Below are 25,567 nucleotides of genomic sequence, written 5' to 3' on the forward strand. Positions count from 1 at the left end.
ACGGTCCATTCGTCGCGATTCGTATCGATCCGCATATCGCCATCGCGCGGGCTGATATGAGCACACCCGTCCTTTCGTCACCGGGCGTTTCGCTGCGGCGCTTCGGGCAATCCCGCGCCTGCGACGAGCATGCGTTCCATCAGGTCGTCATCGGCTCCGATGGTGCGATGGAGATGACGGTCGATGGCATCGGCGAGCGCATCGACCGCGGCCGCGCCTGGCTCGTTCCCGCAGGCGCATTGCACGAGTACGCCGGCATCGGCGAGAACCGGCAACTCGTGGTCGATCTACCGCCTGCCTCGCTCGCCATTCCCGAGCGGCTCTTTGCGCGAGCGCTGGTATTGACGCTCGACGAGGCGATGACGGCGCTCGTTGCCGATGTCGTGCGAGCGCGTGCGCAGATGGGGCTGGCGGGCGCGGCAGACACCGACCGATCGTGGCCGGCGCGTCGATTCGGATGGGAGGCCGCCACACGTCTCGCCTCGGCACTCGCCACGCTGGGTGGCCTGACCGACGCCGCGCCGGCTGCGGGGCTCGACTTCGCACGCATCGACGGCTGGCTGCGCGCACGTTTATCTGAGCCGCTGCGCGTGGCCGATCTCGCGGCGTATTGCGGCTTCGGTGTGCGTCGTTTTCATCAGCTTTTCGACGAGGCGTTCGGCACGACGCCACATCGCTATTTGCAGCGATTGCGGCTCGACACGTCGCTCGCACTATTGCGCGATCCGCGCAACTCGCTGGCCGAGGTGGCGCTTGGCGTCGGCTTTGGCGATCAAAGCGCGTTCACGCATGCCTTCACGCGCCGCTTCGGCATCGCGCCCGGGCAATGGCGAGCCACGCCCGGAGCCCGGACAGTGGAACGGAACCGCTCACTCACCGAGACCGTGTGAGAGATCCGCGCAGATATCGCCCGCATCCTCGAGTCCGACGGCCACGCGCAGCAGCGCTTCGGTGATCCCCGCGGCCGCCCGCGCTTCGGGCGTGATACGGCTATGCGTCGTCGTGGCCGGATGGGTGATCGTCGTGCGCGTATCGCCGAGGTTGGCCGTGATCGAACACAATCGCGTACCGTCGATGACGCGCCACGCATTCGCACGTTGAGCATCGGGTGTGTCGCCGATGACTTCGAACGCAAGCACCGATCCACCCGAGCGCTGCTGTCGTTGCGCGATCGCATACTGCGGGTGCGACTCGAGTCCCGGGTAGTAGACGCGCTTGACGCGCGGATGCGCTTCGAGCCAGCGCGCGAGCGTCAGGGCACTGGCCGAATGGCGCTCAGCCCGCAGGGAAAGCGTCTCGAGGCCTTTGAGCAAAACCCACGCGTTGAAGGCGGACAGCGTCGGGCCCGCCGTGCGCACGAACGGAAACACTTTCTCCATGATGAACTGGCGCGTACCGACGAGCGCCCCGCCGAGCACGCGCCCTTGCCCGTCGATGAGCTTCGTGGCCGAGTGCATGACGACATCGGCGCCGAGTTTCAACGGCTGCTGAACGGCTGGGCTGCAAAACGAATTGTCGACGACGAACAGTGCACCGGCCGCCTTCGAAATCTGGCCGATGGCCTCGATATCGCACAACTCGGTCAACGGATTCGACGGTGTTTCGACGAAGAACAGCTTCGTTTCAGGACGTACGGCAGCGCGCCACGCGTCGAGATCGTTCGGATCGACGTAGGTCGTTGCGATGCCGAAGCGGCCGAAGATCTGCGTGAACAGACCGAGCGTGGAGCCGAACAACGCACGCGAGCTGACGATGTGGTCGCCGGCTTGCAGCGCCGCCATCACCACCGAAAGAATCGCACTCATGCCCGAGGCCGTCGCAATGCAAGCCTCGCCGCCTTCCAGCGCGGCAAGACGGTCCTGGAACATCGTGACGGTCGGGTTCGTGAACCGCGAGTACGTGTAGTAGTCCTCGGAATGCTTGAAGCGCTCGGCCGCTTCGGCCGCGCTCTTGAAGCAAAAGCTCGATGTCAGGAATAGCGCTTCGGAGTGTTCGTTGTATTCGGTGCGAACCGTGCCGGCGCGCACGGCGAGCGTGTCCAGATTAAAAGGGTCGTTCATGGTCGCAATGGCTACGAGAGAGTCGGCGAATAGGGGATGATACCTCCTCGCACCACGGCAGGCCATGCGGGGCGCCATGACGGTGCCCCGCCCCGCTGCCATGCTAACTGTCCGAATCTTCGCTTGCAGCCGATACGGCATTCGGGTTGCCGATATGGAACTGCGTGAAAACATCATCGGGGTCGGTCGTTATGGCCTGGACGCAGTAGTCGTTTCGATACAGGACGACTTTGTAATACTTGCCTGACTGTTGGTGAACGAGCCTGACGACACTTCCATACCCGAGATCCCCGCTGACGACATCGACGCGCACAGCAGCATTCGGATCGTCGCTCGACTCGACGTTCGCGCACATGACATCGTTGTAGCAAATCGGCATGAGCGCACCCGAGGATCCATCGAAGGCACCGATGAATAGACCGTTGCTGGCCTTCAACGCAATGTTTCCGCCACCGGCGTCAATGATCTGAAACACGCTGCCTGCCGGGTCGGCAACAGTGTCGGCGGCGATGACATTGGCTAACCCAAAGTTCGATGCGTAACCGTGCAGCCCCAGTTGGAGCGGAACCGACTGGAGCGTAATCGAAGTCGGCATCGACGTATCGACGAGCTCGAAATCGATGAGCGCCCCGTCGCCGCCTCGCCCGTCCGCGTAGAGGTCATAACCGTCGTCAGCGCCCTTTGCGATTCCGTACACATATTCATCGTTGGATTGCTGAAACCTGACTGTCGAGCCATTGACGGTCGCCATCCGGAAGACCGTCGCGTCGAGGCCAGTCGCGTAGAGAACGTTGCCCTCCACCTTGACGTAACATGCCTTGTCGTCTCGAATCTTGACTGCCTGAACGTCCGGCGCGACCTGCCGTACGATCTCCAACGTGAATTTGGCTCGCGCGTCCGCCGGACTCGTTGCGTCGGCAACGATCTTTCCCGGCGTGAACGGGTCCTGCGAGCAGGACCAGTAGTAAGGCGTTCCCTTCAGGTGAATCGCGACTTGCCGCGCAATGATCTTGATCCATCTTGCGTCCGCCGCCGTATATTCGGGTGTCTGATAACTGACGGCGACGAAGGCTTCCGATTGCTCGGGCATTGCATCCGCGGTAACCGTAAATGAAAACTTCCCATCGGTGCATTGCGTCGTCGAGGGCCCCTTCAACGTGTTTCGATAGTTCACGTTGCAAACGGCCGATGCCACCGGACCGTTCGGCCCCGTGAGCGTGCCCGATACCTGGGCGCTTTCGCCCAATTTCATCGCACCGGGACACCTCGTGATCTTCAGGTCATACGGCGGCAGGGGCTTAGGCTGAACCTGGAAAAACGCCGCCTGATCGTCGGGGTTCGTGCCGATCGCCAGGAGATTGTAACCATCCCAACCGTCATCTTTCGCCGAGTAAGCACAGACATAACGACCGTTCGCCTCGAGCGTCATAACGGCGTTCTGACCTTTTACGACGCCGACCGTGAAAGCGGTTCCTGGCCCGTCCATGGTGAGGAGTGACTGACCGGAACTCACGTTCACGTAGCGATTGCGCGAATCCCGAATCTTCACCGCATTCGTTCCCGCTGGCTCGAAAAAGAACGCGGAGGCGGCGTACCGGTTCGGGGCGTATGCGCCGATGATATTCGGTAAGTAGGAGAACTCGCTCGTCCAGTAATAAGCTTGCCCGAACACTTCCAGGATCCCGCTCGACGGCAAGATCCCGACGACCGGCACGAACGAAAACGGCTTGGTATCGAACACGCTCGTATTCGCGGTCAGAGACGCCTTCACGGTACCGATGCCGTCCTGCCCGCTCTTGAAGTACTGCCACGACGTCCAGCCTGTCGTTTCATTGCTTTTTCCATGGGCTTGTTTCGTGCCAGTGCCCACGAACTCGGCATTGCTTTGTCCCTCGGCGCCATCTTCGATTTTGAACGTCACGTCCTGCGGCGGCGGAATATACGTCTCGCTCCCGACAACCGTATAGACTTGCGCCCTGATCCAGATGAGGCTCGTGTCATCGGCAGGTTGAGGATCGTTTCGGATATCGAGCTTGATTTGCAAATCGCGGTCGTCGTTCACACGTCCTCCGATACATGCTGGACTGCTTCATTGACCGGCGGCGCGACGAATGACACATAGACGAGCGCCTTGTCAGGAAAAACATCGTTGGGCACGGAAACCTCGATCGTCGAACCCCCCGGCGACGCGCTATAAATATTCGCCGTTGCCATGCCGAAATCCTGCGTAGCCTGGATGATTGCGGGAGCGGCGGTTTGCGATCCCTTATCCATATCGAACACGGCGTCGCCGCTCGTCACTTGCATCTGGAGCTTCGTGATGTCACTGTCCTTGGCCGAGAGAAAGTCCACGAACACAGTGACCACGCACGGGGTCACGCCATCGCTCGGCGCGCCTCGCGTATAGCCGAACGTCTCGAAGAACGTCCATGACGCGTCATGCATCGTCGGATAAAAGAACGCCGGGCATTGCACGGGGCCGGCGACGGCCAGCGCCGCAAGCACTTCGGCGCCGACTACGTCCGCGGGCTGAATATAAGGTGCGGCAACGACCGATACCGCACGGTCGCCGGAACCGGCTGCGAGCTGGACCTGAGCCTGCGCCGTACCCCGAGCCGAGAGCTGCAGCGATTTCATGTCGGCGGAACCGGGATCGGGGTCGACGAGCGTGGCACCGTCGGTCACGGTAACGAGCACCGGCAGGCCCGGCGGTCCATACACGCTGACGATGTTGGCCGGAAGCCACGTGGCCATCGAAGGATCGGCTCGGGGGCTGCCGTACGTCACGATCATCGACATCACGCTGTGTGCGCTGCCCTCGTCGACCACACTCAACGTCCCCGCGTCATCCGTTTGCAGCCCTGCCCCAATCTTCACCGCACCCAAGTCGTTCTTTGTGGCAATTGGCAACATCGATGTTCTCCTCGCTTAAAACGAATAACGCACGCCGAGCGTTGCGCCGATATCGCTGAATCCGCGCCCGAGCCGCTGTCTTCCCGAAAATTCGCCATAGATCGACAATGCCGGCGTGAGCATGCCGGTTGCACCAATGCCGAGCTCCATGGCGCTGCCCGGCTTGCCGATCTCGAACGATTGGCCCGACAGCGTGGCCTTCGGCGAGTTCATCCAGGTATGCAACAGGTCGATGCGCATATACGGTCTCCACGAAAGCGTTCCTGGAGCCGCCACGGAAAAGCGCACGCCGAGCCGCCCGGTCAATGCGAAGAGGTCGCTCGTCGAGTCGACGACATCGTCTTTATCCTTTCCACTGTCGAATCGAAGGGCTTGAGCGAGCCACTGCACATGCGGCTCCATTTCGATGCCATAGGGCAAACCGAACGTGCGCCCGGTCTCCACCGACGCGTCGTATCCGTTCGCCGAAAAGCGGCCCACCTCGCCTCGCTGCTCCGAGTTCACCGTACCGACGTACCGCCCGACCGACAGGACACCGTCGACATACCACCCGTCGTGGCGCTGCCATGTGCCCGTCAGCGCAAGCCCGTAGGTGTCGATGGAGGCGGTACTCGCGCTCGCCGCTGCGGCCTGCGGCGTCACCGACGTGTGGCCCAGCGTGAAAGCAACGCCGAGACGCATGTCGTGGTCTGGGCTCGATCGGTGCAGCCAATCGCCGCCGAATTGCAGTGCGGTAATGGTTTGGTTGAAGTTGAATCCGTAGCTTTGATACGGTAGGTCGCTGTGATAAGCGCTGCGCGAATCGATCGTTCGCGCAAAGACTTCGGCCTCGGCGCCGCTGGGATCGGACACGCCATGACGAATATCGCCGAGGCGGCGATACAGGTTGTCGACGATCGTTGCCTCGTAGTGCTGGAGCGCGAGCGGCGCAGTCAAATAGGTGCTGCCTTGAGGCACGAGCGCGAGCCGCCCCGACGTGGGCGTCGGATCGTCGTAGGCGGCCTCGAGCCGATAGTCCCACTGCTGCGCCTGCCCTGCGGGCAAGGCACTCTGCGTGTAATCAGGCAGACCCTCGCCGCTTGGACCGTAGGAGAAAAGCCGATACTGAAACGGGCTGCCCGGCACGGCGACATAGTCGCCCGCCAGCTTGAACGAATTCGCACCGGCGGACCCGCCGACCTGCACGAGCGAGATGCCTTGCGTCGACGTGGGCTGTCCGGTGGACGCAGGTGCCACGATGGCACCGCTTCCGGAGACCGATACGCTGAGCGTGGTTTGCCCGCTTGCGCTGCCCGAGATCAGCAAACGGTCGGTATTGGGATTCCCAGCCGTCGCAATGTTGCTCAGATCGGTCCGCATCTTCACCGTACCGCCACCGGTGTAATTGCCGTCGACCGTAATGGCGTGATAAGCCGGCACACTCGTCTGCGCGGCCTTCATTGCGGCGCGGCCGACGCCTTGTCCTGTAGCGGCTGCATCCGCAAAGACGATCGTGCCTTGATTGTCGAGCCCGGTCAGCGCCGCATCCCCGGTCGCGTTCCAGGTACTCGTGGCATCGGTCGACAAGCTCGCCGTTGCGCCGTTGACCACGCTCGGCGTGCCGGTATAGACGCTGCCTCCCGCGAGATGAAGCGCGAGCTGGCTGCCCGCCCCCTGCGCCTGCAAGAGGCCGGTCAATTCGACGGAGGTCGCGTTCAGCGTGCCCGTTCCGCTGGTCACGCGATACAGCGCACTGCCCACGCCCGCCGTCACCGTCGTCCCGCTCGACAGATTGACCGTGCTCGTTCCATTGGCCACGATGGCGTCGGTCGCGCTCGAAATGGCGCCGCTCGCGACGTTGACCGTCGTACCCTCGGCTTGCGTGATCGCGTTCGAGCCGGCCATCTTCGTCGCATCGACGACGGCCGGCCCCAAGTCGAGCGCCCCTTGCTGCACATCCGCGTGGCCGAGGAAGCTTTCGCCCGTCAAAACCAGTGTGCCTGCGCCGGTTTTCGTCAGCTTCCTGTCCTCACCCGCGACACTGCCCAATGTGGCGGTCGTCGCTGCCACGCCGGGTGCATCGACGCGAACCTGGCCGTCTTGCCGCAATTGGAGTTGACGTTGCGACGTGAAGTCGCCGGCAATCTCGAGGTTGCCGCCGTCGAGTATCACCTCGCGCTCGCATGCGGTGCTGACGGAGCAATTCGTCTCGCCGAGATTGCTGTCTTGCGAGACCTTCAGGGTCCCGCCGGCGATACGCGTATAACCGACGTAATGGTTATCGCCCGCGAGCGTGACGGTATTCGAGCCCGACTTGACGACGAACACACCCTGCTGGTTCACGTTCGAGCCGTCCCCGCCGATCTGTGCCGCTTCGCTTTGATCCGCACCGTTCTGGCCCAGCGTGATCTTGTCGTTACCGGCGAGAATGCCGCCGCGCGCCGCGTTCGCGCCATCGGTGACATGCAATTGGGCCCACTGCGTCGCTGTCGCACCGGTTGGATCGAACGAGCTGTCCGATAGATCGAGCCAGCCACCGTTCAACTCGACCGTGTAATTGAACTGCGCCGGATTGCTGATGTTTCGGATTTCGAGCACGCCGTCTTGCACGACGGTTTTGCCGGTGTTCGCAAAGGCGGCAGTGCCGGAAAGGGTCTGGACACCCGTGCCGCTCTTGACGATATCGCCGGTGCCCGAGATCGTGCCGGCGTAGGCGTAGTTGCCGGATCCCGCTATCGTCAAATTCGCCGGTGCGCTCGGGCTGCCGAGCGTGACCGTTGCATTCGTGGCGCCATCGTCAGTAGCGATGCCGCCCAATGTGAAACCACCGCCGCTGACGTCGAGCGTGCCGCCCGTCGATGTGAAACGGAAGAGGCTCGATGCCACGTGGTTGCCGCCGGCCCCGCCGACCTTGAGCGTGCCCCCGGCAATCTGGGTTTCACCCGTGTAGTCGAAGACATTCGAACCGGAGAATGTTTGAGTTCCGCCTTGCAGCGTCACGCCGCCATCGCCCGCGATCGTCCCGGAGAACAGACTCGTACCGGCATCCGCCAGTGCGAGCGTCGAAACGGGACTGCCCATCGTGCCGAGCTTGACCGTGCCTGCGCCGGAAATGCCGCCCAACTCGAACACGCCGCCGTTGTCGCTGACATCGAGCGTACCGCCTGGCTGCCCCGGCGCACCGATCTGAAACACTTTCCAGTTGCCGGCCGCGTCTTTGCCGATCGCGGCGTTTTGCACAGCAAGCGTGCCGCTCTGAATGCGGGTGGCACCCGTGTAATCGAACACATGCGCACCGGATAGGACCTGCGTGCCGGTACCGGCCATCGTCAGTCCACCCGAGCCTTGAATCGCTCCCTGAAACGGCGATGCGACTCCGGCGCCGTCGAGGACAAGACTGTTGCTACCCAGATTGACGACGCCATCGAGCGCGCCCGATCCGTTCGATTCGAGCAGCCCGACCGTCAGATCGGAACTCCGGCTGCTGAGATCCAGCAGCCCACCACCTTGCGAGTTCGCGCCCTGATCGAGCACGATGGTCGAGCCTGACGCATCCGACGTTCCATTGAAGGCAAGCGTACCGCCTTGCGCTGCCCACAGCGCCGCGCCACCGGTGCGGGTAGCGTTGGTGAACGTCACCTTGCCGAGCGCTTCGGCCTTGGCGCCGAACGCACCGGGCGATAGCGTCGCCGCGCCGAGATTGCCCGTACCGAGCACGACCTCAGCGCCGTTGCGTGCGTCGATTGCCGCCGCGCCGGCACCCGAAAGCGAGAAGCTCGCGAAATCGAGGCCGAGAGAATCGAACGAGAGCGAGAACGGGCTCGTCGTACGGTTCAGGTTTTCGCCGTCAGCCGCGAAGCCATTGGCGTTCTCGCCTGTTGTCGAAATCTTCGTGCTCGGATCGAACGCGACGGAAAGCCCCGCCGTATTCGCATTCTGCGGGTTGTAAACCACACCGTCCGCACCCGCCCCGCTCGTTTGAATGCTGACTCCCGTTCCTGGCCCCGCGAACAAGTGAGCATTGAGTCTCCCCTGACTTAGATAGATTCCATAGGCCTGCGTCCCGGTCGTGATGACGTTCGTATTCGAAACATTGACGGTCCCGTCGAGCAGATTGATGCCCGCTGCGTATTTATAGTTGCCGAATGCCGTGCTCGATGGATCGGCGTCGCCGTTTGTTTGCACCGTGTTCGTCGTCGCACCGCCAAGCGTGAACGACATCGAATTGGGCGAGTGACGCTCGGACTGAATGCCCGCTGTTCCCTTACCCTGCGCGTTGATCGTGAGCGCTGTGGCATTCAGCGTACCGCCGATACCGGTCACTGCCGCACCGTCGATATTTTGCGAATTGATCGTCACGTGATCGAGCGCGAGGCTGCCCTGTTGCATATTGACGCCGTATCCGTTGCCGTAAAAGCCGTTGGCTCCGATATCGAGCATATTGATCGTCACGTTCTTGACGAGTCCCGTCGCTATCCCCGCGTCGGAATAGTCGATCCCGGTTTCGTAAGCGTATGTCCCGCTCGCACTCCAGCCGCGAACATTGACCGCACTCCTCGTCTGATCTCCGCCGTCCAACGAGAACCGCTCGGCATTGCCCACCGATATGCCACTGTGATTCGCATTGACGTTGATGCTCGAAGTGGACACGAAGCTGCCCGCGTTCACCAGCTTGATCCCGTCGTTGGGCGGGATCGCCGCGCCGATCGTCAACGAGCCCGTCGGATCGTTGCCGTTCCATGCCCCGCCCTTCTCCACGTAGATGCCTAGAAGCCATGCATCGATTGCCACCTTCGTGCCCCCCGTCAGCGTGGCAGACGCCGAGTAGGGCCCGGCCAATGGAGCAACACCATTCCCCGAAATGAAAATCCCGGTTCCCGCGCGCGTAAGCAGGTTGATCTGCAAGTCCGCGCCGTTCAGCAATAACGCTGCCGTCGAACCGGCACTCGAGCCCCCAACGGATATCCCCGTCTCCGTGCCGCTCGTGGCGAGACCCACAATCTTTTGCGAGCCCTGCAACTCGATCGCCGTATTCAGCGAATTCGAGTTGACGGCGATGAACGTCGCAACGGCCGACGCACCATCGCCGGCGTTGGGTCCACGCTGATCCGTGTACATGTCGTCGCCGCTCGCGGTAATCGTCGTCCCGGTGTCGTCGTTCGAGAAAAGGTTCTGCGTCCGCGTGTCTCTGAAATAGACCGCCTGGCACACGCCTAGATTGCTCGTTACCGAATTGCCGACCCACGTGTAGCCGTTTGTGCATGCCGCTCGTGCCGGTGTATAGACCACGCCGGCTGAAATCAGCGATGCAAAGAGCGCGCTATATTTCAATCGTTGACGATGTGGGGTTTTGTTTCGCATTGCAGGTCGTGCTACATGTCGAGAGAAAAATTCAAAAAGGTCCGATCGGCACTGGCCTGCAAGGCCAAAACATCCGAACGGTTCAGTTGCATGACCTCTTGATCGAGCGTGATCGACCATTCGTCGTGCCCATAAACGATTTCGCCGATCCGGGCGGGTTGGCTCGCTTCCGACTGCAAAAGCAGCGCAAGGCTGGCGCCTTCCGATGGGCTGCCGCCTGGAAGCGAGCGAATGACCGGATCGGCACTCGTCAATGTCCGCGGCGCAGGGATCACCCAGGCCGCGACGACGCCTTTGGCGTAGGTGCCAAAGAGGCTGCACGTGTGACGCGCCACGACGGGAGGCCGCTCGCCCGAATCGATCAGCGTGATTTGAACGGGCTCCGAACGCTTCCCGCCGAATTCGTAGTAAACGTCGTAGCACTGCCCTGGTGCCGGCAATCGATCCTTGGTAAAGCAGATATCCTGTACGGCGCGCTTCGAATCGTTAACCGGAAAATTCTGGCTCTTGTCGCCGAACCAAACGACGACTTCTCCTCCTTGCCCGTACGGCACGAGAACGCTGACCACCACCGGGTCGCCAGGGTCGTTGACGATATCGGGGTTGGGCGGATTGAGGCGCTGCAGATCGAGCACGCCGTCCGTGGCTTGAAAAAGCCGGACCGATGGCAGTGCAGCGTTGGCTTCGATTTTCACTGTTCCCCCATGACGGAATCGATCGCTTCGTCAAAACAGCTCGGCGGTGTATCCGTTCGGCAAAATGGTGTCGATGCCGATCAAAAGGTCCTGAGACGAATAGGCGATGCGTTTTATTTCCACGTGGGTGCCGCGCACCACGTCGTAATTCACACGGATCGTTCCGACGTCGCCCGTAGACTGCTCCTGGCCCAGGCCCCAGAACGGCTGCGGCAGGAACGGCCACTCGACGAACCCGTTCTCGATGTCGAACCGCGTGACATACCAATTGAACGGGCCGCCGAGGGATACACCCAGCGGTTCATCCGAACCGCGCCGGTAAGCGTTCAAATAGATGTGAATACGAATTTCATCGCCGATTTCGATTTGTGCCTGATCGAGTGGCACACGGATATGCAATTCGCGCGACAGCAGCGCGGCGTTGATGGGCCAACCGTCCAGGCTCTCGCGAAGCTGCGGCGCATTCAGCGTTCGATTCCCTTCCTCATTGGAGGATGCGGGCGGAGGCGTACCGGTTGCGTTGAAGTCCCAACTGCTCGATACGCGTATGACCAGGCTATAGACGACATAGATCATCGAATTTCGCGTGGCGTCGTCGAACGGGGCCGTCTGCGAGCGCAGCACGGAATTCTGGAACGGCATCGTAATGTCGGCGTCGCCCCCGATGTCTGCTTGCCGGAGCCTTTTCGAGCTTTGAAACCTGCCGTTGCAAAGCAGGAAGAGCCATTGATCCGCACCGATGTCCACGTATTGAGGGATGTCCGCCAACTCGTAGGAGGGCCCGCTCAGTTGAACCGGGTCGTCGGTCTGAGGCGACTCGAGGGTCGACCACTGAGCATTCGGATCGACGATCAGATAAGGTCCCAATCCGCCTGCGTTCGTCCCGATCTGGTACGTCAACGCACCGATACTCGAGGTCTTGCCCTTCGGACACAGATAGAGCTCCGCCACGCCGTTATCGTCGGTATAGAGGTAGACGGAGTCGTCGTCATAAGCCGCATCGCCGTTCAGCGCGCGCGCTCCGCTATAGCGGTCGTACAAGAGAATCTGCCTGCCCTTGATCAACTCCGGAGTGGACATGCTCGAGGTCACCCGCACGAAGACGTTGGGCAGGCCCACCTGGCTTTCGGGATCGGTGACTTGAAAGCGATAGTAGAGATAGTTGTTGCCCGGGTTATCGGGCGACTGATCCTGCTCGGCATAATCGAGCCAGAAGTCGGACGATTGATTCTCTTCGGGATAAGCCAGCCCGAATCCGTCGATGTAGCTCGGGCAGACGCAGGAAACAGGGTTGATCGTATAGGGCAGATCGGCGGATCGACGGCTGTTGTCGAGATAGGCGTAGGTCATGCCATTGCCGAGATCCCGGCCTGTCACCCGAACAACCAGTTTTGCGTACCATTTTTCTCCGGCATCGGGCGCTCTCAGTAGCGGCACACCGACAGCGAACTCACCGTCCACGGGCACCCAATTGTTGCCGACCGGCTGCAGCTGCTCGTATTCGCCAACGTGCGAAAAATATACGAGCGTACCGTCGACGATGTCGCCTTCCGCGTGATCGAGCGTTGCCGTCAATATCACGCGTTGATAGTTGTAAAAGGCGTATTCCCCGCCGGTCTCCTGCGAAAGGCAATCCGTTGTAAGCGTCAGCGGCATGAATCTCTCGTCGAAAATGAAAAACCTGCTCCGCTATAGCGCCAGTGCAACGAAGAAGCGCGCGTTACTCAGCCCATCCAGTTCGATGGAAATGAGGTCCTCTTTATGAAGGTCGACATTCGTGTTGCCCACCGCGCTCACCGTCCATTCATTGCCGTCGCTCGATTGCACGACGGCAATCGACTCGGTCCCACCATCGGGAGGAATTCGTTGAATCTTCAACCGAACGTCGGTGGTGGTCGCCCCAGGCGGGGCGAATCCGTTCAACGAACGCACGACTATGTCGCTATTCGTCGAGAGCGAATAGTCCGCGGGCACAACCCAGCTCCCGATCACGCCGCAGACATAGGTGCCAAAAAATGCCGTACCGACGGTGGTCACGGGCCCGCCACCGGCATACGACGAATGGGTGACTGTCACCGGGATCGCCTCCGAGTTCGAGATGTTTCCTGTCCGGCTCGCAACCGAATACGCAACGTGATAGCTGCCGGACGCCAACGCCGATAACGGACGGACACGCACTTCGGCAACGTACGCTTCGTCCTTGAATTGCGCCGGATTCGGCAGATATGCGAGTCTGACGATCGACCTGTCGTATTCATCTCTGAATACGACCGTTACGCGATCGCCCCATCCGAGCTGCGCGTAGGCCGGTATCTCCACCTTTATCGCACCCTCGGCCGTGATGTCCGGCGACCCGAGATCGAGGATCCCGCCTTGGGCCTGCGGCAGACCCGGCGGCGACAACAAGGTGTTCTGGCCCACGCCCGGACCGTTGAACGCAACTCTCATGATCCGCCCCGTCAATAGTGCAGCCGCCGACGTCAAAAGACCTCGATTGCAGGCCGCACCGCGATACGTTTGTCATACCCCGCCGGCACGGAGCGTATAGATCGTGTATTGAGGCGTTGCTTTCGAGTATTCGTTGCCCGCCTTGAATTGGAAAATGATGGTGGATTTCTCTCCATTAGGACCAACGCTCCATCCTCGCAGGCTTGGCGAGTCGATCCGCGTCTCGATAGAGTCACTGTTGAGATTGTCCTGCGTTACAGGGAGACTCGTAACATTAAAGATCACAGGCGTAAAATTACTAAAGCGATCATATCCTGCGATCAGACCATAGATCGTAAACGTGTCATTCAAGCTAGGCTTGTATTGCGGCAACCATGATGCCCAGCTGATTTTTGCGGTAAGACCATTTTTGATATCTTGCGCATTGATGACATGGCTCGCGTTAAACTCGACAATGCTCAACGGAGGAAATTTCTGATCACCAACCGGGAATGGCGAGACAGTTCCAGAATCACCTTCATCCCCAAATGCAGAGAACGTGTATTCTGTCGATTTGACCGCTCCATTTTCTGGCCTAACGATCAAAATCAGCATCTTATTATCGCCACCCGTATTCGAATAGTTCAACAAACTTGGAGCGATTTGAAAAAATGGCTGGTTGCTCAGGATCAAATTTTTGTCGTTGGGCACGACTTTCTTTCCCGTTTCCGGCAGGATGGTTCCATTGACGCCGAGGAACAATGTATCGTCGACGTGTATTTGCCCATTCGAAATGGTGGTACTTGGCACGATGACACCCATCGGCGGACCGGACGGGTCGATATTGACCTGACCGCTCGCCCCGTCGATCGCCGGGGGATCCACTTGCGCATCCTTCGGAACTTGTGCGAGATCGACGATGATCAGCCCCGGAAGGACGATGCCCTCCGTTCCGACGTCCATGGTCAGCGTCACGAGGTTCCAACTCGTGAGCGGCGTATTCGCTGTAACGTAGAAGTCGAGTACGCCCTGCGCGTCGCTATCGATCCATACCGACTGCTTGTCGGCAGTGGGGCGAATTTCGGTTTTGCTTGCGTCGAAGAAGTGGAGGCACGTCAGATCAGCTTGCTCGCTACCCGGGCTCAGGAAGATTCTCGCGGAAAACGGCTTCTGCACCGCAGCGCCCGTTTCGTCCATGACCTGGTAAGCGCTGATGTGCAGTCCGTCATCGTTAGTCGCCTGCGTATTGTTTCCCGGCAGCAAGAATTCATACGCCCAAAGCGGGTTGAGAGACACATCCTTGGTTACATATTGGACGTCGGGATTATATTTCAGCGGGGTCGGGGGGGTTGCCCCACTCCCCGTGATATAGACGTTCCAAGTCGCAATTTCACCCCCTTTGCCTTGGATAACAATGTCGATTCCGTAGTCAGATTGACCGGCAACCACTGGCTGAATCAACTTACCCATCGAATCCGGATGGACCGCAGTGCCCGTCGGGCTTATACCATCTGGATTCTGCAATGGATGTTTCTCGTCATCCACAGCCACGCAGAATTGGACGTCGGTATAGCTATCGCCGGCCAGGTTATTCGTGTTGATACTGATCGGCACTTTCTGCCCTTCGTACACAATCGTATCAACGCGAGGTGTCGGATCGCCGAGGGGGTTGCCGCCTGGCGCCTTCGACGTAGCGGCCCGGTGCTCGATCGTTGCGCTCGTCGAACCGTTAGATTCCACTTGTTGGTCTTCCATTTTCTCGATCTCCGGAAAGGTCTGCCAGCAATCCTTTTGCTGGAGCGAGCCTGCGCGGATTCCAGGCCCGGCGCCGATTTTCGACGGCATGGAACCACGATACATCCGGTTGAAGTGGATCTATCCCAACGGTTTTAATAGGATCGTTATTTGCGGAGTCTGGCGACCGGCGCGAGATTCGCGGCGCAATCGCCTACGATCCGGCCGGACTTGAAATGCCGAGCCATACATGAGAAAAGCCCGCTTCGGCATTGGCCGAAGCGGGCTTCGTTGAAATCGTTCAGGCGAACGGCCCGGGTATGATCCCGGTCCGACTCACTCCACCGACAACTGCAAATGCAGCTGGGACCGTGTCACGGTGCTGTCGTTGACATCCCCGGCCGAGTCGCGGTCGGCTTGCGATGCCGGCTCCGTCCGTGCGCGTTCGATGACGTCGAGATATTCGGTCGTGATATCGCCGGTGATGTAATCGCCATCGAAACACGATGCCTCGAAACGGGCAAGCGACGGATTGATATCGCGCACCGCCTGCTTCAACGCTTCGACATCCTGATAAACGAGGTGATCCGCGCCGATGATCTTCGCGACTTCATCATCCGTACGGCCATGCGCGACGAGCTCGCCGCGCGTGGGCATGTCGATGCCGTAGACGTTCGGAAACTTCACCGGCGGTGCCGCGGAGGCAAAGATGACTTTGTTCGCGCCCGCATCGCGCGCCATTTGGACGATTTCATGCGAGGTCGTGCCGCGTACGATCGAATCGTCGACGATCAGCACATTCTTGCCCTTGAATTCGATCGCCATGGCGTTGAGCTTCTGGCGGACCGATTTCTTGCGCACAGCCTGACCGGGCATGATGAACGTGCGGCCGACATAACGGTTCTTGAAAAAACCCTCGCGATACTCGATGCCGAGCTTCGCGGCCACCTGCATCGCCGCAGGCCGCGACGAATCGGGAATTGGCATGACTACGTCGATCGGCACATCGGGCAACTCGCGCTTGATCTTTTCGGCAAGATAATCGCCCATGCGCAGCCGCACGTTATAGACCGGCACGCCATCGAGCACCGAATCGGGCCGCGCGAGATAGACGTATTCGAAGATGCAGGGATTGAGGCTCGGTTTGTCCGAGCACTGCTGAGCGTGCAGCCGGCCTTCCTGATCGATGAAGATCGCTTCGCCGGGCGCAACATCGCGCACGAATTCGAAGCCGATGCCCTCGACGGCAACCGATTCCGAGGCCACCATCCACTCGACGCCCTCGTCCGTTTCGAGCTTGCCGATGCAAAGCGGACGAATGCCGAACGGATCCCGGAAGGCAAGCAGGCCGTAGCCCGCGATCAACGAAACGATGGCGTAGGAGCCGCGTACGCGGCGATGCACGCCGGCAACGGCCTTGAAAACCGTCGCCGGGTCGAGCTGAAGGCCCGATGTCGCAAGCTGCACCTCGTGCGCGAGCACGTTCAGCAAGACTTCGGTGTCGGAATTCGTGTTCACGTGGCGCCGATCGATACGAAACATCTCGTCTTTCAGCTGCTGCCAATTCGTGAGATTGCCGTTATGCGCGAGGATGATGCCGAAAGGCGCGTTCACGTAAAACGGCTGGGCCTCCTCTTCGCTCGATGCCGAGCCGGCCGTCGGATAGCGCACCTGCCCGATGCCCGAAGTGCCCGGCAGGCTGCGCATGTTGCGCGTGCGGAACACGTCGCGGACCATTCCGTTGGCTTTCGACATGTGGAATGTACTGCCGTTCGCCGTCGCGATGCCGGCTGCGTCCTGGCCGCGATGCTGCAAAAGCAGCAGACTGTCGTAGATCAGCTGGTTGACGGGAGAGTGAGAGACTACGCCTACGATGCCGCACATGGCAGGTCCTTCAAAGATACGAAATCAGATTCGCACGTACTGAGCAAGCGCCTCGGGAAGCAGCGGTTTCAGCTTGTGCACGCCTTCCACGGCATAGGGCCGCAGCAAAGCGTTACGCCAGAATTCCTGTTTCGGCAGATCGGTCAACCCCGCCAGCACGACGAGCACGAGAACCAGCAGGATCCCGCGCACGATCCCGAACATCATGCCGAGCGAACGGTCCACGCCGTCCAACCCGCTTGCCGCAACGAGGCGCGAAATCAGCGCGCTCACGATGCCGGCGACGAGCACCACGCCCACCATGACCGCCGCGAACGCCAATAACCACTGCGTCAACGCGCCACCCGGCCAGTTAGCTGGAATATAGGGCACCAGGACCCCAACATAGCGGCTGGCCACAAAAAAAGCCGCCACCCAGCCAATCAGCCCAAATACCTCCGCAAGCAGGCCGCGCCACGCGCCACGCAGCGCCGACAGGCCGATCACGGCCAGCGCGGCATAATCGAACGCAGTCAGCATCGCCACGCCGTCACTGCGCCGAATTGGCCGTCAGCCCGGCTTCACGCACCTTGGCGATGGCCGAGGACGCCGCCGCCCGATCGGCGAACGGCCCCGCGCGCAGCATCGAGCGTGTCGAGCCATCCGCTTGCTTGCGATGTTCGATATAGGCCGGCACGCCGGCCGCCTTGAGCTTGCTTTCCCACCGCTTCGCGTTCGCGTCGTCGGCAAATACGCCGAGTTGCACCGCAAAGCGCGCACCCGGCGCGGCCGTTGCCGCTGCCGAACCGGTATTCGGCTCATTCGTCGTCGCGTTCGTGGCATCGGCCGCGGCGGTGGCCTCTTTGCCGGACGAGGTCTTTGCGGCCGACCCAGCGGCTTTCGAGGAACCTTGGCTACGGGCCGCACCGGCCGATTTCACGGCGGGCTGCGCCGCTTTGTCCGATTTGTCGGATGGAGTGGATTTGTCCGAGCCGCCGGTTTCCTCGGTGCGGGTTACAGAGCGTGCCGCCGACGCGCTTGCCGCTGCGGCAGCCGCGCCGCTCGCGCTATCCGGTGCCACGTCCGCCGTCACGTCGCGTTTGCGAGCCGTATCGTCGTTTGCATGCGAGGGCACCGTGGCGGGGCGGTTGGGGATATCGATGGCGATATCGTCAGTTACAGGCCTCGGGTGCGAATCGAGCACCATCGGCAGAACCACGACGGCCCCGATCACGAGCGCAATTGCGCCGACGAGCCGGCGCCGAGCACGCTGCTTTTCGGGAAGTGTGGGATCGAGCAGCATCGCGTCCGCATCGGCCGCGCGCTCGGTGCGACGGCGGCTGCCTTCGGTGCGCGCCGATCGGACATTGGCGCCACGCCGACGCGGCGCGTCGTCTTTATTGCCGAACGAAAAAAGTCCCATGAATTGCTGAAATCCTGGCCCGCGCCCGAATCCGGTCAATGTTGCCGCGACTTGCGGTAGGCCATCACGCCGCCGACCGTGAAGAAACTGCCGAAAACCACGATTCTATCATCGTCCGTCGCTCGGCTTACGGCATCTTCGAACGCCAGCGCCGGCGTTGCAAAGCGCTTGACGCTGCTGTCGGGCCCATCGGCGATGCCCAGGCCGCGCAGTTCGGCTTCGAGCGCTTCGGCCGAAGCGGCGCGCGGTGTCGGCAGATCCGTCACGCACCAGTGGTCGACTTCACCTTTCAGATGCTTGACGACACCGGCGATATCCTTGTCGCGCATGGCTCCGAACACGGCATAGGTGTAGCGGAAAAAGCCCATGCCGCCGAGGTTTTGCGCAAGCGCGGCAGCCGCGTGGGGGTTGTGGGCGACGTCGAGCACGATCGCCGGCCGTCCGGGCAGCACCTGAAAGCGTCCCGGCAATTCGACGTTGGCCAGTCCGAGGCGCACGTCCTGCGCTGAAACGGGCAGCCGCTCGCGCAGCGCCTCGAGCGCAGCCAGCGCCGCCGATGTGTTGATCAGCTGGTTCGCGCCGCGCAACGCCGGATAGGCGAGCGCGGAGCGTCGCATCGTCGGTCCAACATAGCTCCATTGCTGGCGCTCGCTGCCGGCCTGGCCTTCGTAGCGGAAATCGCGTCCAAAGAGCCACAGCTCGGCGCCGATGGCGGCCGCGTGGTTGACGAGCGTCTGCGGAGGCGCCGGATCGGCGCAGATCGCCGGTCTGCCGCCCCGAAAAATGCCGGCCTTCTCGAAGCCGATTTTCTCGCGCGTATCGCCGAGATAGTCGACATGATCGAGATCGATGCTCGTCACCACCGCGCAATCGGCATCCACGATATTGACCGCATCGAGCCGCCCGCCGAGCCCGACTTCGAGAATCACCGCATCGAGCCCGCTCGCCGCGAAGCAATGCATGATCGCGAGTGTCGTGAATTCGAAGTAGGTCAGCGAAACCGGCTCGGGCAGGCTCGTGCGTGCCGCCTCGACTGCTTCGAAATGCGGCAGCAGCACGGCATCGGCCGCGTTTTCCCCGTTGATGCGCGCGCGCTCGTTGAATTGGAGCAGGTGCGGCGACGTATGGCATCCGACCTTATAGCCGGCGCGCAGCAGAATCGATTCGAGAATCGCGCAGGTCGAGCCCTTGCCGTTCGTGCCGCCGACCGTGATGACCGGGCACGCGAAGCTCAGGCCGAGCGCCTCCTTGACCTTGCCGATCCGGGCGAGCCCCATGTCGATGCCGACGGGGTGCGCCGACTCGAGATGCGCGAGCCAGGCGTCGAGACTGGCGTAAGTCGTCACGCGACCGCATCCGCCGGCTGGCGCGTGAGCAAAGCGATCAGCCGCGCCAGCTCTTCGCGCAGCTTGCGCCGGTCGACAATCATGTCGATCGCACCTTTTTGCAGCAGGAATTCGGCGCGCTGGAACCCTTCCGGCAGTTTTTCGCGCACTGTCTGCTCGATCACGCGCGGCCCGGCAAAGCCGATCAGCGCCTTCGGCTCGGCGATGACCACATCCCCCAGAAACGCGAAACTGGCCGACACGCCGCCCATCGTCGGATCGGTCAGCACGGAAATGAAAGGCAGCTTGGCCTCGGACAGCTTCGTCAGCATGGCCGTCGTCTTCGCCATTTGCATCAGCGACAACAGGCTTTCCTGCATGCGGGCGCCGCCCGACGCCGTCACGCAGATGAACGGCACCTGCTGCTCGAGCGCATTTTGGGCCCCGCGCACGAAGCGCTCGCCGACGACCGAACCCATCGAGCCGCCCATGAACGCGAACTCGAAGCAGGAGACCACGACCGGCAGCGTATGAATGGCACCGCCCATGACCACCATCGCGTCGGTTTCGCCCGTGTCGTCCATCGCATCCTTGATGCGGTCCGGGTACTTGCGGCTGTCCTTGAATTTGAGCGCGTCGACCGGCACGATCTCCTGACCGATTTCATAGCGGCCTTCGGCATCGAGCAGTGCATCGAGTCGCGCCCGCGCGCCGATACGCATGTGATGGCTGCACTTCGGGCAAACATGCAGATTCGCTTCCACGTCGTTGCGATACAACACCGCTTCGCACGAGGGGCATTTCACCCAGAGCCCTTCCGGAATGCCCTTGCGGCTTTTCGGGTCGGTCTGTTTGATCTTCGGTGGCAGCAGTTTGTCGAGCCAGCTCATACTCGTTCCTTTCAATGGTCTCCCGGCCGCGGCCTGCCCCGTCTCGGGCAGGCCGGCGTCGGTTAACGTTCTTGGCATTCTTCGGGCACCGCTCGTGCGTCGCGTGGACCGGAAAAGATCCCGCCCCATTTGTGATTTTTCGCGGCTACTGTCCGTCGAGGGCGCGACGCACCTCGGCGACGAACGCCGTCAGCGCGCTCGCGGCGGCCTCGGGCGGTGTTTCTTCGAGCAATTGCACGATACGGCTGCCGATCACGACGGCATCGGAAACCTCGGCCACCGCACGAGCCGTACTGGCATCGCGGATGCCGAAACCCACGCCGACCGGCAGCCGAACATGCGACTTGATGGCCGGGATTTTACTCGCGATGCTGGAAACGTCCAGATTTGCCGCTCCCGTCACGCCTTTGAGCGAGACGTAGTAGACGTAACCGCTCGCCACCTTGCCGACGGATGCAATCCGTTCGTCCGTCGAAGTCGGCGCAAGCAGGAAGATCGGATCGATGCCGGCCGAGCGCATCGCCGCCGCGAAATCGATCGACTCCTCGGGCGGATAGTCGACGACGAGCACGCCGTCGACACCGGCTTTCGTCGCGGCCGCCGCGAACGCTGCCGTGCCCATGTGCTCGATCGGATTCGCATAGCCCATCAGCACCACGGGGGTCTCGCTGTCGCGCTCGCGAAAGCGCTTCACGTCGTCCAACACATTGCGCAGCGAGACGCCTCGCGCCAATGCGCGCTCCGACGAACGCTGAATCACGGGGCCATCGGCCATCGGATCCGAAAACGGCACGCCGAGCTCGATGACATCGGCACCGCCCGCCACCAGCGCGTGCATGAATTCGACTGTCCGGGCGGGATCGGGGTCGCCCGCCGTCATGAACGGGATCAACCCCTTGCGGCCTTGCTCGGCAAGCGCCGCGAATGTTTTTTCAATACGGGACATGATGAGTTCTCTTGTAAGGGTTGCGCCGGTCGTGCCGTGGGCGTGAACGAAGCGGCACCGCGGGTCATCGGGGCATCGACTCAGGCACCGCGGCGGTTGCAGCCAAAGGCTCGCGCCTGACCGCGCCCACGCGCTCGCGCGCGATTGCGCAATAAGTTTCGTTGATCTCGTAGCCGACGAACTCGCGTCCGTGACGCGCACAGGCCACGGCCGTCGTGCCGCTGCCCATGAACGGGTCCAACACGCGTCCGCCCGGCGGACAGCTCGCGAGCACCATGCGCTCGACGATCTCGAGCGGCTTTTGCGTGGGGTGATCGACACGCTCGGCATGTTGGCGATGCAAGCGCGACACGGACCAGACATCCTTCGGGTTATAGCCGACCTCGAGCCACTTGCTGCCTTCGAACAGCTTGCGCGAACGCGCTTTCTTCGTTGCGGCGTCGTACGGAATCCGCACGGGATCGAGATCGAAGTAATACTGCTTCGATACCGCGAAAAACCCGATATTGTCGTGCACCGAGGTGAAACGCCGCGTCGTGCCGCCCATGCTCGGCACCCGTCGGTCCCAGATGATCTCGTTGACCATCGTCAGCCTGGTCTTGAGAAACGAGAAAATCTCGGGCGCGTACTGCCAGGTGCAAAAAACGTAGAGCGAACCCGTCGCTTTGAGCTTGGGGATGGCGAGCTCCAGCCAGCAGCGCGTCCAGGCGAGGAATGCCTCACCCGTCAGCATGTCCGAGTCGTTACCGTAGTCCTTGCCGAGCGCGTAAGGCGGATCGGCCACGATGAGGTCCACCGATGCATCGGGCAGATTCGCCGCATCGACCAGAAAATCGCGGTTGTGCAGCTCGATGCCCGCATGGGCCGCGTGCGCGGCCGCAAGCGGGCGGTCGGCCGCCCGGCCCGGCGCCGGCATGGGCGTGCCGCCCGCGCCGGGCTGCGGCTCCTCGAAGTCGTCGATCACCTCACGCATCGCGGCGCGCTCTAAAAGCGGATGCCCGAGCGCTCGGCCACCGTGTGCATGTCCTTATCGCCGCGACCGGACAGGTTCACGAGCAGGTACTTGTCACGCGCCAGCGTGGGGGCGAGCTTGGCTGCATAGGCAAGCGCATGGCTCGATTCGAGCGCCGGGATGATCCCTTCGATGCGGCAGCAGTCGTGAAACGCCTTGAGCGCCTCTTCGTCGGTGATCGCGACATACTGCGCCCGGCCGCTATCCTTGAGCCACGCATGTTCAGGGCCGACGCCCGGGTAATCGAGCCCCGCCGAGACCGAATGCGTTTCGATGATCTGCCCGTCGTCGTCCTGCAGCAAATACGTGCGGTTGCCGTGCAGCACGCCCGGGCTGCCGCCGATCAGCGATGCGGCGTGGCGCCCCGTTTCGAGCCCATCGCCCGCTGCTTCGACGCCGATGAGCTTCACGGCGGTATCGTCGATGTAAGGATAGAAGATGCCCATCGCGTTCGAGCCGCCACCGACGCACGCGATCACGGCATCGGGCTGGCGACCGGTCAGCTCGGGCATCTGCACGCGGCATTCATCGCCGATCACGCGCTGGAAATCGCGCACCATCATCGGGTACGGGTGCGGCCCGGCCACCGTGCCGATGATGTAGAACGTGTTTTCGACATGGGTCACCCAGTCGCGCATCGCCTCGTTGAGGGCATCCTTGAGCGTGCGCGAGCCCGATTCGACCGGGACGACCGTCGCACCGAGCAGCTTCATCCGATAGACGTTGGCCGCTTGCCGGCGTACGTCTTCCGCGCCCATGTAGACGACGCACTCCATGCCGAAGCGGGCCGCGATCGTCGCTGTGGCCACGCCGTGTTGGCCGGCGCCGGTTTCGGCAATGACACGTGCCTTGCCCATGCGCTTGGCCAGCAGCGCCTGACCGATCACGTTGTTGATCTTGTGGGCGCCGGTATGATTCAGATCTTCACGTTTCAAATAGAGCTGCGCACCGCCGAGCAGCTCGCTCCAGCGCTGAGCGTGATAGATCGGAGAAGGACGGCCGACGAAATATTTGAGCTCGCGCTCGTACTCGGCGATGAACGCCGGGTCCTGGCGAAAATGTTCATAGGCAGCACGCAGCTCATCGAGCGCGTGAACGAGTGTCTCGGCCACGAACGTGCCGCCATACGGGCCGAAATGGCCCTGCTGATCGGGAAGGTTGTACATATTCGTCACTCTTGCAGAAGCGGCGCGCGGGCCACTGAAGGCTTTGCCGCGCCGCGTCGATTCACTGAGCATCCGCCTCGCGCACCGCGCGCACGAATGCCGCCATTCGGGCAGGATCCTTCATGCCCTTGGCGCCCGGCACTTCGATGCCGCTGGAGACATCGACCGCATACGGGCGCAAGCGATGAATCGCCTCACCGACGTTTTGCGCGTTCAACCCACCACTCAAAACGGCCCGACGCGCGAGCTCTGCAGGGATAAGTGACCAATCGAAAGTCTTCCCGCCGCCGCCATAGCCTTCGACATGGGTATCGAAAAGCAGGCCGCCGGCTGCTGAATAGTTAAGCGCCGATTCTACCAAATCGGCCGGCGTTGTCTCGGCCGCGATGCGTAGCGCGCGCAGCCACGGCAAACCGGCGACGTTGCCGAGCCGTTCGCATTGCCCCGGCGTCTCGTCGCCGTGGAACTGCAGCATGCCAAGCGGCACGTTGCTGGTCACTTCGCCGATCCATTCCTCGGTGGCGTTGACGAACAGCCCGACGGCCGTCACGAAAGGCGGCAATCCCGCCACGAGGTTGATCGCCTCGGCCACGCCGACCGCCCGCGGGCTCGGCGGGTAGAAGACGAGGCCGATCGCGTCGGCACCCAACTCGACCGCGAGCGCGATATCGCTGCGACGCGACAGCCCGCACAGCTTGATGCGGGTGCGATGCGGCATGTGGCCTGCCGGTTCCGGCGAGGCTGCTGTCGTTGAGTTCATGTCATTCGCTCCAAATACCGCCGAAAGGCATGCTGCCGAGCGACGCGGGCGGCACCGCGAACGGCTCGGGATATCCCACGCGCGCCAGATAAAGCCCCTCGGGCATGAAAGTGGGCGCTGCGCGGCCGCGGTCCCGGCTCGCCAGCACATCGGCCATCCAGGCGGCGGGATAGCGCCCCCGCCCGACCGCCACGAGGCAACCCATCAGGTTGCGCACCATATGATGCAGGAACGCGTTGGCTCGAAAACGCAAATGAACGATCTCGCCCGCGGCCCGGATGTCGATCTGATACAGATGCTTGACCGGCGTTTTCGACTGACACTCGGACGAACGAAACGCCGAAAAATCGTGCTCGCCGATCAGACATCGCGACGCCTCGCGCATCGCGTCGATGTCGAGCGGCGTATGGATCCAGCCTGCGCGGCCCGCGAGCATCGGGGAGCGCACCGGATGCACATGCAACACATAGTAGTAGGTGCGCTCGAACGCGGAAAACCGCGCGTGAAACGTATCCGGCATGGGCTTCGCCCATTGCACGGCTACCGTGCGCGGCAAGAACGCGTTCGTGCCCCGCACCCATGAAAATGCCGTCCGGTCGAGTTCGGTATCGAAATGAACGACCTGCCCGAGGCCGTGCACGCCCGTATCGGTTCGCCCGGCCACGACGGTCTGCAGCGGCGTACGCGCGAACTCGGCCAATGCGCGCTCGAGCACGTCCTGAACGGTCTTGCCGTGCGGCTGCGATTGCCAGCCGTTGAATGCCGTGCCGTCGTATTGGATGCCCAGAGCGATGCGCATTGGCGGACGCGGTCCTTCAGGAAAGCGGCGCGAGCGTCGCGAGCAGCGCACGCGCGTCGTCTCGCGTCGCCGGATCGTTCGATTCGATCACCTCATGGATCAGCGTGCGGGCGCCGCCCAGATCGCCGAGCTCGATATATTCAGCCGCCAGCTCGAGCTTGTTGCGTGCGATCCTCGCAATCTCTTCGGGGGTGAACGCGGGTTGCGGCGGTGT

Annotated in this window: 20 protein-coding genes; 1 reads left to right on the forward strand and 19 read right to left on the reverse strand. The window is 62.0% G+C overall.

Translation table 11 applies throughout. The features are described 5' to 3' along the window. The first annotated feature begins 56 nt into the window (after positions 1-56). A complete protein-coding gene (locus tag VGL01_RS09135; RefSeq protein WP_331568540.1) occupies positions 57-890 on the forward strand; it encodes an AraC family transcriptional regulator in 834 nt (277 codons plus the stop codon). Here VGL01_RS09135 and VGL01_RS09140 read toward each other — a convergent pair. From VGL01_RS09140 to VGL01_RS09230, 19 genes are all read right to left on the reverse strand, one after another. Continuing rightward, on the reverse strand, positions 870-2,060 hold the full coding sequence (locus VGL01_RS09140; RefSeq protein ID WP_331568542.1) for an O-succinylhomoserine sulfhydrylase: 1,191 nt from the start codon (positions 2,058-2,060) through the stop codon (positions 870-872). The two genes, VGL01_RS09135 and VGL01_RS09140, sit on opposite strands and share 21 nt — an antisense overlap. 103 nt (positions 2,061-2,163) lie before the next feature. After that, positions 2,164-4,122 (reverse strand): hypothetical protein, encoded by a 1,959-nt coding sequence (locus VGL01_RS09145; RefSeq protein WP_331568544.1) that lies wholly within the window; start codon positions 4,120-4,122, stop codon positions 2,164-2,166. Further along, positions 4,119-4,973 (reverse strand): hypothetical protein, encoded by an 855-nt coding sequence (locus VGL01_RS09150; protein WP_331568546.1) that lies wholly within the window; start codon positions 4,971-4,973, stop codon positions 4,119-4,121. The genes VGL01_RS09145 and VGL01_RS09150 overlap by 4 nt, the downstream gene beginning before the upstream one ends. Before the next feature lie 15 nt (positions 4,974-4,988). Then, positions 4,989-10,313, reverse strand: coding sequence for an autotransporter outer membrane beta-barrel domain-containing protein (locus tag VGL01_RS09155; RefSeq protein ID WP_331568547.1), 5,325 nt, complete (start codon positions 10,311-10,313; stop codon positions 4,989-4,991). An 11-nt stretch (positions 10,314-10,324) separates the two neighbouring features. After that, positions 10,325-11,008 carry a hypothetical protein gene (locus VGL01_RS09160; RefSeq protein WP_331568549.1) on the reverse strand — a complete coding sequence of 228 codons (684 nt, stop codon included), beginning with the start codon at positions 11,006-11,008 and terminating at the stop codon, positions 10,325-10,327. Between the two features lie 30 nt (positions 11,009-11,038). Further along, positions 11,039-12,664: a hypothetical protein gene (locus tag VGL01_RS09165; protein ID WP_331568551.1), complete on the reverse strand. Its 1,626-nt coding sequence runs from the start codon at positions 12,662-12,664 to the stop codon at positions 11,039-11,041. A gap of 33 nt (positions 12,665-12,697) precedes the next feature. Then, complete coding sequence (locus tag VGL01_RS09170) at positions 12,698-13,456, reverse strand: hypothetical protein (RefSeq protein WP_331568553.1); 759 nt, start codon at positions 13,454-13,456, stop codon at positions 12,698-12,700. 72 nt (positions 13,457-13,528) lie between these two features. Beyond that, on the reverse strand, positions 13,529-15,280 hold the full coding sequence (locus VGL01_RS09175; protein WP_331568555.1) for a hypothetical protein: 1,752 nt from the start codon (positions 15,278-15,280) through the stop codon (positions 13,529-13,531). A 225-nt stretch (positions 15,281-15,505) separates the two neighbouring features. Continuing rightward, entirely contained in the window at positions 15,506-17,053 is a 1,548-nt protein-coding gene (purF, locus tag VGL01_RS09180) for an amidophosphoribosyltransferase (protein ID WP_331568557.1), read from the reverse strand. A gap of 24 nt (positions 17,054-17,077) precedes the next feature. After that, on the reverse strand, positions 17,078-17,572 hold the full coding sequence (locus tag VGL01_RS09185; protein ID WP_331568559.1) for a CvpA family protein: 495 nt from the start codon (positions 17,570-17,572) through the stop codon (positions 17,078-17,080). Between the two features lie 10 nt (positions 17,573-17,582). Beyond that, positions 17,583-18,455 (reverse strand): SPOR domain-containing protein, encoded by an 873-nt coding sequence (locus tag VGL01_RS09190; protein WP_331568561.1) that lies wholly within the window; start codon positions 18,453-18,455, stop codon positions 17,583-17,585. A 35-nt stretch (positions 18,456-18,490) separates the two neighbouring features. Next, positions 18,491-19,801, reverse strand: a complete 1,311-nt coding sequence (gene folC, locus VGL01_RS09195; RefSeq protein ID WP_331568563.1) for a bifunctional tetrahydrofolate synthase/dihydrofolate synthase — start codon at positions 19,799-19,801, stop codon at positions 18,491-18,493. Next, complete coding sequence (gene accD, locus VGL01_RS09200) at positions 19,798-20,670, reverse strand: acetyl-CoA carboxylase, carboxyltransferase subunit beta (RefSeq protein ID WP_331568565.1); 873 nt, start codon at positions 20,668-20,670, stop codon at positions 19,798-19,800. The genes folC and accD overlap by 4 nt, the downstream gene beginning before the upstream one ends. Before the next feature lie 145 nt (positions 20,671-20,815). After that, the gene (gene trpA / locus VGL01_RS09205) at positions 20,816-21,616 is read right to left on the reverse strand and encodes a tryptophan synthase subunit alpha (RefSeq protein ID WP_331568567.1); all 801 of its coding nucleotides are present in this window, start codon (positions 21,614-21,616) and stop codon (positions 20,816-20,818) included. A 64-nt stretch (positions 21,617-21,680) separates the two neighbouring features. Beyond that, complete coding sequence (locus VGL01_RS09210) at positions 21,681-22,589, reverse strand: DNA-methyltransferase (RefSeq protein WP_414720206.1); 909 nt, start codon at positions 22,587-22,589, stop codon at positions 21,681-21,683. A gap of 11 nt (positions 22,590-22,600) precedes the next feature. Next, positions 22,601-23,794 (reverse strand): tryptophan synthase subunit beta, encoded by a 1,194-nt coding sequence (trpB, locus tag VGL01_RS09215; protein ID WP_173256639.1) that lies wholly within the window; start codon positions 23,792-23,794, stop codon positions 22,601-22,603. A gap of 61 nt (positions 23,795-23,855) precedes the next feature. After that, a complete protein-coding gene (locus tag VGL01_RS09220) occupies positions 23,856-24,554 on the reverse strand; it encodes a phosphoribosylanthranilate isomerase (protein WP_331568569.1) in 699 nt (232 codons plus the stop codon). Between the two features lies 1 nt (position 24,555). After that, positions 24,556-25,353: a tRNA pseudouridine(38-40) synthase TruA gene (gene truA, locus VGL01_RS09225; RefSeq protein ID WP_331568571.1), complete on the reverse strand. Its 798-nt coding sequence runs from the start codon at positions 25,351-25,353 to the stop codon at positions 24,556-24,558. A gap of 16 nt (positions 25,354-25,369) precedes the next feature. Then, on the reverse strand, positions 25,370-25,567 hold a 198-nt coding region (locus VGL01_RS09230), incomplete at its 5' end, for a FimV/HubP family polar landmark protein (RefSeq protein ID WP_331568573.1).

This window comes from Trinickia sp., from assembly GCF_036503415.1.
Taxonomy (GTDB): Bacteria; Pseudomonadota; Gammaproteobacteria; order Burkholderiales; family Burkholderiaceae; genus Trinickia.

Coding starts and splice junctions, on each gene's coding strand:
- VGL01_RS09210 (WP_414720206.1), bottom strand. CDS start 22,589: ATGCGTGAGGTGATCGACGACTTCGAGGAGCCGCAGCCCGGCGCGGGC.
- VGL01_RS09135 (WP_331568540.1), top strand. CDS start 57: ATGAGCACACCCGTCCTTTCGTCACCGGGCGTTTCGCTGCGGCGCTTC.
- VGL01_RS09150 (WP_331568546.1), bottom strand. CDS start 4,973: ATGTTGCCAATTGCCACAAAGAACGACTTGGGTGCGGTGAAGATTGGG.
- purF (WP_331568557.1), bottom strand. CDS start 17,053: ATGTGCGGCATCGTAGGCGTAGTCTCTCACTCTCCCGTCAACCAGCTG.
- VGL01_RS09175 (WP_331568555.1), bottom strand. CDS start 15,280: ATGCCGTCGAAAATCGGCGCCGGGCCTGGAATCCGCGCAGGCTCGCTC.
- VGL01_RS09165 (WP_331568551.1), bottom strand. CDS start 12,664: ATGCCGCTGACGCTTACAACGGATTGCCTTTCGCAGGAGACCGGCGGG.
- accD (WP_331568565.1), bottom strand. CDS start 20,670: ATGAGCTGGCTCGACAAACTGCTGCCACCGAAGATCAAACAGACCGAC.
- trpA (WP_331568567.1), bottom strand. CDS start 21,616: ATGTCCCGTATTGAAAAAACATTCGCGGCGCTTGCCGAGCAAGGCCGC.
- VGL01_RS09185 (WP_331568559.1), bottom strand. CDS start 17,572: ATGCTGACTGCGTTCGATTATGCCGCGCTGGCCGTGATCGGCCTGTCG.
- VGL01_RS09190 (WP_331568561.1), bottom strand. CDS start 18,455: ATGGGACTTTTTTCGTTCGGCAATAAAGACGACGCGCCGCGTCGGCGT.
- truA (WP_331568571.1), bottom strand. CDS start 25,353: ATGCGCATCGCTCTGGGCATCCAATACGACGGCACGGCATTCAACGGC.
- VGL01_RS09170 (WP_331568553.1), bottom strand. CDS start 13,456: ATGAGAGTTGCGTTCAACGGTCCGGGCGTGGGCCAGAACACCTTGTTG.
- VGL01_RS09220 (WP_331568569.1), bottom strand. CDS start 24,554: ATGAACTCAACGACAGCAGCCTCGCCGGAACCGGCAGGCCACATGCCG.
- trpB (WP_173256639.1), bottom strand. CDS start 23,794: ATGTACAACCTTCCCGATCAGCAGGGCCATTTCGGCCCGTATGGCGGC.
- VGL01_RS09155 (WP_331568547.1), bottom strand. CDS start 10,313: ATGCGAAACAAAACCCCACATCGTCAACGATTGAAATATAGCGCGCTC.
- VGL01_RS09140 (WP_331568542.1), bottom strand. CDS start 2,060: ATGAACGACCCTTTTAATCTGGACACGCTCGCCGTGCGCGCCGGCACG.